Annotated in this window: 4 protein-coding genes; 2 read left to right on the top strand and 2 right to left on the bottom strand. The window is 63.4% G+C overall.

Features of this window, described 5'->3' with window-relative positions; translation table 11 throughout:
- Positions 1-495 (top strand): GMC oxidoreductase (locus EN925_RS24395; RefSeq protein WP_164894363.1); only part of this gene is annotated, 495 nt, incomplete at its 5' end.
- A complete protein-coding gene (locus EN925_RS24390; protein WP_127367115.1) occupies positions 492-1,709 on the top strand; it encodes a cytochrome c in 1,218 nt (405 codons plus the stop codon). The genes EN925_RS24395 and EN925_RS24390, both read left to right, overlap by 4 nt.
- Before the next feature lie 9 nt (positions 1,710-1,718).
- On the opposite strand, the gene EN925_RS24385 is transcribed toward EN925_RS24390, so the two are convergent.
- Positions 1,719-2,426 carry a DeoD-type purine-nucleoside phosphorylase gene (locus tag EN925_RS24385; RefSeq protein ID WP_013531859.1) on the bottom strand — a complete coding sequence of 236 codons (708 nt, stop codon included), beginning with the start codon at positions 2,424-2,426 and terminating at the stop codon, positions 1,719-1,721.
- An 86-nt stretch (positions 2,427-2,512) separates the two neighbouring features.
- On the bottom strand, positions 2,513-4,574 hold a 2,062-nt coding region (locus tag EN925_RS24380), incomplete at its 5' end, for a PAS domain-containing sensor histidine kinase (protein WP_164894362.1).

The following is a 4,574-nucleotide window of genomic DNA, read 5'->3' as shown; positions in this document are numbered from 1 at the left end:
GTCGAGGGCTACAAGAGCACGCTTGGCTACTCGTCCCAGGGAAGCAGCTACGCGACGCGCAACAACTACCTCGACCTCGACCCGACCTACAAGGACCGTTTCGGGCGGCCGCTGATGCGCATGACGTTCGATTTTCCCGACAACGACATCCGCATGTCGAACTATGTCTGCGACCGGATGGAGGAAATCGCCAAGGCGCTCGGCGGAAAGCAGTACGCCGTCAGCCGCCGCAAGAAAGGCTGGGACAGCGTCCCCTACCAGAGCACCCACAATACGGGCGGCGCCATCATGGGAACGGACCCGAAGAAGAGCGCGGTCAACACCTTCCTCCAGAGCTGGGACGTCCCCAATGTCTTTGTCATCGGTGCGTCGGCCTTCCCGCAGAATGCCGGCAAAAATCCGACAGGAACGGTCGGCGCGCTCGCTTTCCGCGCCGCCGATGCCATCCGCAATCAATATCTGCGCAATCCCGGTGCACCCCTGGTGCAGGCATGAACAAGCTCGTTCTCACGCTCGCCATCGGTGCTGCGGCCCTCACTGGCGGCCCGGCATGGAGTGCCGACCAGGCGGACCAGATCATACGTGGACAGTATCAGGCGGTGCTCGGCGACTGTGCAGGCTGTCATACGCGAGCCGAGGGCAAACCGCTGGCCGGCGGCCTGCCGCTCGAAACGCCGTTCGGCGCGCTTGTGCCGCCCAACATAACGCCTGACCGCGAGACGGGCATCGGCAGTTGGTCGGAAGCCGACTTCCGCAGCATGATGAAGTCAGGCATCGGCCACAATGGTGTGCGGCTCTACCCCGCAATGCCCTACCCCGCCTATACCAGGATGAACGATCGGGACATTTCCGACTTGTGGGCCTATCTGACGACGGTTCAACCGGTATCGAACAAGGTCGAAGCCAATCAGCTGCCGTTCCCGTTGAACATCCGGCTGGCGATGCTGGGCTGGAATGCCCTCAACTTCACCGAAGCAAGCTTTCAGCCGGATCCCTCCAAGTCGGCGGAGTGGAATCGCGGCGCTTATATCGTCCAGGGCGCGGGCCATTGCGGCACCTGCCACTCGCCCAAATCTTTCCTTGGCGCCGATAAGGACAGCGAGTTCCTGCAAGGTGCCTCCCTGCAGGGCTGGTTTGCCCCCGACATCACCAACAATGCGCAATCGGGCCTGGGCAAGTGGTCGGAAGAGGATTTGGTGAAATACCTCAAGACCGGCGTCAATGCGCATTCGATTGCCTCCGGTCCGATGGCGGAGGCCATCGAGAACTCCACGTCGAAAATGACCGATCCCGATCTCAAGGCGGTTGCAGTCTACCTCAAGAGCCTGGGCTCGGATGTCGACAGCGCCCAACCGGCAAAGCCTGACGCAACACGGATGACCGCGGGCGAGGCAATCTATCGCGACAATTGCTCGGCCTGCCATGGTGGAGATGGTGCCGGGTCAGGCGCGCTTTTCCCTTCCCTTGCCGGCAATTCGATCGTCGCGCAGGGCAGTTCCGAAACACTGGCACGGCTCGTCCTTGCCGGCAGCCAGGCCGTGCACACGGCCGATGCACCGACGACGCCCGCCATGCCTTCCCTGGCCTGGCGCCTGAAAGACCAGGAGGTCGCCGACGTCTTGACCTATGTGCGCGCCAGTTGGGGCAACGCGGCTCCTGCAGTCTCGTCCGGCGATGTCGCTGCCGTACGCAAGGGATTGACCCAGTAGACCCGTACTCTAGCTCTCGGCTGCGACAGCGAGTGCCAGACGGCTCATGTCGGTGAAAAGCGCCTGGCGCTCGGAATAGTCGGTCTGTTCGCCGGTCTCGATGTTGTCCACCACAACACACATCGACAAGGCACGTGCTCCGAAATGCTCCGATATGCCATAGAGCGCGCTGGTTTCCATATCCACGGCCAGGGCTCCTTGCGCCCGTGCATCGGCAAAACGGGCACGCCCATCCGGGTGATAGAAAATGTCGCTGCAGACCGTCAGGCCGACATGATGGTCGATGCCAAATTCTACCGCCTTGGCCCGTGACGATGCGAGGAGCGCCGGGTCCGGGCCAGCCGGTCCATAAAGGCCGAAAACCTGGCCGCTCTGGGCGCTTTCCGCCTGTGCCGATTGCGAGATGACAAGGCTGCGCAGCTTTGCCTTTGCGGTCAGGCTGCCGCAGGTGCCGGTACGGATCAGCGTCCGGGCGCCATAATGGTCCAGCAGTTCATGCGCATAGATCAGAAACGATGAAACGCCGATGCCCGTCGCCTGAATGCTGATGGACTTGCCACGAAACAAGCCGGTGAAGCCAAGCGTGCCGCGTCGGCGATTGATGCAGCGCGGCGCTTCCAGGAACGTTTGCGCCATCCATTCAGCGCGCTGCGGGTCGCCCGGCAACAACACCGTGTCGGCATAGTCGTCCTTGTCCGCTTCGTTGTGCGGCGTCACCGGTTGCTCCCCTAAGCCTTCCTGCCGTTCACCCCTCAATCATGGCGTTGTCACAGCGTTGCGCAAGGAGGAACATGGGGAAGGCTCTAGGACTCCAGCACGTCCTTGACGATCGTGGCCAGTTGCTTGAGCGAAAACGGCTTGGGCAGGAAGCCGAAATGCGCATCTGCCGGCAGGTTTCTGGCGAATGCGTCCTCGGCATAGCCGGACACGAAGACGAACTTGATGTCGGGCTGGCGCTTGCGCAATTCGCCGAGCAGCGTCGGCCCGTCCATTTCCGGCATCACCACGTCGGAAACGACGATATCGACCTTGCCGCCCAGCGCCTCGAACACTTCCAGCGCCTCGACGCCCGACGATGCCTCGTGCACGGTGTAGCCGCGCGAGGTCAGCGCCCGCATGCCGCCCATGCGCACGGCATCCTCGTCCTCGACGAGCAGCACCGTGGCCGAGCCCGACAGATCCTTGGCCGGATCGGCGACCTTTGCCGGCGCCGCCGGCGCATCGCCGGGCTCGCCTGCTTTTTTCGCTTCGGCGATGTGACGCGGCAGGAAAATGCGGAAAGTCGAGCCTTTGCCGACTTCGGAATCGCAGAAGATGAAGCCGCCGGTCTGCTTGATGATGCCGTAGACCATCGACAGGCCAAGGCCGGTGCCTTTGCCGACTTCCTTGGTGGTGAAGAAGGGCTCGAATATCTTCTTCAGCACGTCGGGCGCGATGCCGCTGCCGGTGTCCTCGACTTCGACCACGACATAGTCCGCCGGGGCGAGTTCGCGGTAGGAAAAGGCCTTGCACTCCTCGGCGGTTACATTGCGGGTGCGCACGGTCAGATCGCCGCCCGCCGGCATAGCATCGCGCGCGTTGACCGCAAGGTTGACCACCACCTGTTCGAACTGCCCGATATCGACCTTGACCGGCCACAGGTCGCGGCCATGGTCGACCTTCAGCTTGATGTCGTTGCCGACAAGGCGGGCCAGCAGCATCCTGAGATCGGCGAGCACGTCGGTCAGGTTGAGCACTTCCGGCCGCAATGTCTGCTTGCGCGAGAAGGCCAGCAACTGCCGCACCAGCGAAGCCGCCCGGTTGGCATTCTGCTTGATGTTCATGATGTCTGGGAAGGACGGGTCCGACGGGCGGTGATTGGTCAACAAAAGGTCGGACGCCATGATGATGGCGGTCAGCACATTGTTGAAATCATGCGCGATGCCGCCGGCAAGCTGGCCGACTGCCTGCATCTTCTGGCTTTGCGCCATCTGCCCTTCGAGCGCTTTCTGCTCCGTTGTCTCGACGGCGTAGACGATGGCCGACTCCTCGGCGCCCTCGCCGCCCTCGCCGCCGGTGCCGTCGGCGACGGCGTTGACGTAGAAGCGGATGTGCCGTTCGTCGTTGCCGGGCAGAAGCGTGTCGATCGGCTCGATGTCGGCCTGCCGCTGCTGCGCTTTCTCGAAGGCAGCCGCGAAGGCCGGCCGGTCGCGTTCGTGGATTACCGTGTCGAGCCGCACGCGACGGTCGACGGCGTCGCGATCGACGACAGACGAAAACAACGACAAAAACGGCGCATTGGTGCGCAGGATGCGTCCGTTGTGGTCGACGCCGGCGATTGCCATCGGTGTCGAGTTGAAGAAGCGGGTGAAGCGCACTTCCGAAGCCCGCAAATCGGCAGAGGCATCCTCGCCTTGCGTGCGGTTGAGCACGATCGTGCGTGTCGGCCCATTCAATCCTTCGCGGCTGGCCGAAACGCGGTGCATGAAGCGCACCGGCAGCGCTTCGCCCGTCATGGTCGTCAAATCGAGATCGATCACCGCGTTGCGTGTGGTGCCAGGGTCGGCCTTGACCGAGCGGACCAGCGCCATGCCGTCGCCGGCCACGATCTCCGACAGAGACACGGCGCCGGGCGTGAAGCTGGTGAGGTCGATGCCCAGCCATTCGGCGAGCGTGGCGTTTATGTAGGTGACGCGGCCCTCCTGGTCGGCCGAAAAGAAGCCGGCCGGCGCGTGGTCGAGGTGATCGATCGCCTTCTGCAGATCGAGGAAGAAGCGCTCCTGCTCGGCCCGCTCCTGCGAGATATCGGCAAGCTGCCAGGCCAGCATCGGCAGCCGCTGGCCCGGAACGCTGAAGGCGCGGGCGCGCGCGCGGTACCAGCGGGCG

It is taken from the genome of Mesorhizobium sp. M7A.F.Ca.US.006.04.2.1, from assembly GCF_004022915.1.
Classification (GTDB): Bacteria; Pseudomonadota; Alphaproteobacteria; order Rhizobiales; family Rhizobiaceae; genus Mesorhizobium; species Mesorhizobium ciceri.
This window is presented reverse-complemented; position numbering and strand designations above follow the sequence as displayed.